This is a genomic window from Bifidobacterium sp. 2450, assembly GCF_041900695.1.
Taxonomy (GTDB): domain Bacteria; phylum Actinomycetota; class Actinomycetes; order Actinomycetales; family Bifidobacteriaceae; genus Bifidobacterium; species Bifidobacterium longum.
The window spans coordinates 1-1,462 of record NZ_JBHEEA010000036.1 but is presented as its reverse complement, the minus strand read 5'-3'; the positions used below and the strand labels follow the sequence as shown (position 1 = coordinate 1,462).

The 1,462-nt window shown below is 51.4% G+C and carries 2 protein-coding genes; one reads left to right on the top strand and one right to left on the bottom strand.

Features of this window, described 5'->3' with window-relative positions:
* Window positions 1-318, top strand: a 318-nt coding sequence (locus tag ACEUKI_RS10725; RefSeq protein ID WP_374156888.1) for an integrase core domain-containing protein, incomplete at its 5' end; no start/stop codon positions are given.
* Window positions 319-1,101: 783 nt separating this feature from the next.
* Here ACEUKI_RS10725 and ACEUKI_RS10720 read toward each other — a convergent pair.
* Entirely contained in the window at window positions 1,102-1,260 is a 159-nt protein-coding gene (locus tag ACEUKI_RS10720) for a hypothetical protein (protein WP_374156887.1), read from the bottom strand.
* Window positions 1,261-1,462 lie beyond the last annotated feature (202 nt).

The following is a 1,462-nucleotide window of genomic DNA, read 5'->3' as shown; positions in this document are numbered from 1 at the left end:
TTCCCGCTGGATGAGATCGAGGTGTTCCACACGGACCGCGGCGGCGGGTTCACCGGGGAACGCATCGAACGCATGCTCGACGTGTTCGGCATCACACGTTCCCTTTCCAGACCCGGCAACCCATACGACAACGCGGTGGTCGAATCCACCGACCGGCTCGTCAAGAAGGAACTCATCCACAGGAACGTCTACACGAACGTGGAGCAACTACGCTCGGACGTCAACCGGTACGTGTGGTGGTACAACCACCAACGGCTCCACTCGACCCTCGGGTACCTGAGCCCCGTGGAGTTCACACAACAAGGAAAAACCCTCTAGAAACAGTCCAACACACCGTTGCCAATCCACACAGCCGCTGTGTCAGACCTGAAGCCCAACACCATCAAGGGAATCGGCGAAAAACAGGGGTTGTTTTCCGAGACCTTGACACAGGGCGCTGTGTCAAGGATTTTCAACGCTATCAAGGCGTCTGGGTTCATGACACAGCTGACACAGCATTTTTCCAAATCCCTATAGGAAAAAATTACTAAGCACAGGTAAGAGAGGTGTATATATATAAAATTTCCTATATGAGGTTTATTTTTACTGTGTCAGCTGTGTCATGGGCTTGAATCCCTTGACTATCAACAAAATCTCTGACACAGCATCAAAAACGTTCTGTGCCAACGACCTATGCAAGGTATCGAATCCCCTCATAAATGAGCTGACACTTTGACACAGCCGCTGTGTCAAGAATCACGCATGAACGAAAATCACCCTCGGCCACCCCACCTTTTCCCTGTGCCCAGCTTTTCTTTTTCGTGTGGCGAGCGGCGCGGCAGCGCCGTGAGGCACACGTTCTGCCTTTTCCTTGCTTTTTTGCAAACAAAAAAAGAGCCGAGCAAGCTGTCTGACGGCCTCCTCAGCCCGTACGCCCCTAGAACGCTCTAAAACGCGTTTTAAGCGCTTTTGCGCCCTCAAACGCATAAGTCTATCGCTTAACGTCTAAAAACGCCTCTACGAGCTTCCTATAGCGTCATCTTGAAATATCTGAATGCATCCACTATCGCATCGTGCTTTTCCTTCGGGCATTGAGGTCGATTTTTTGCAGCCATGCCTCCCTTATTCATAGGAGAACTGCTTCTCAAGCCCTAGTTCGTCTTTCACGGTCGCGATATTCAGCGTCGATACCTTCAGCCCGTACTTGTCAAGCACATACGCCTGAATCTGCTTGTACGTCGGCTTAGGCGGTAGCTGCTTGTCTTTCTTTAGCTCTTTCACATCTATATCAACGTTCACATACCCTGCGACATTTTTTTCGGGTTAGTAAACATACGCACTCAACATGAAATGAGCGGTAGTGCCCGAACTCTTGCGCACTTTGGTCTTCGCCCGTCCCTGTGGCGGTGATCAGTTCGCTGCTGGTACGGTCTCACCGAGCCTTGACATGTCGAGGTAGCGGCGCGTCGACCACTCGTCGGAT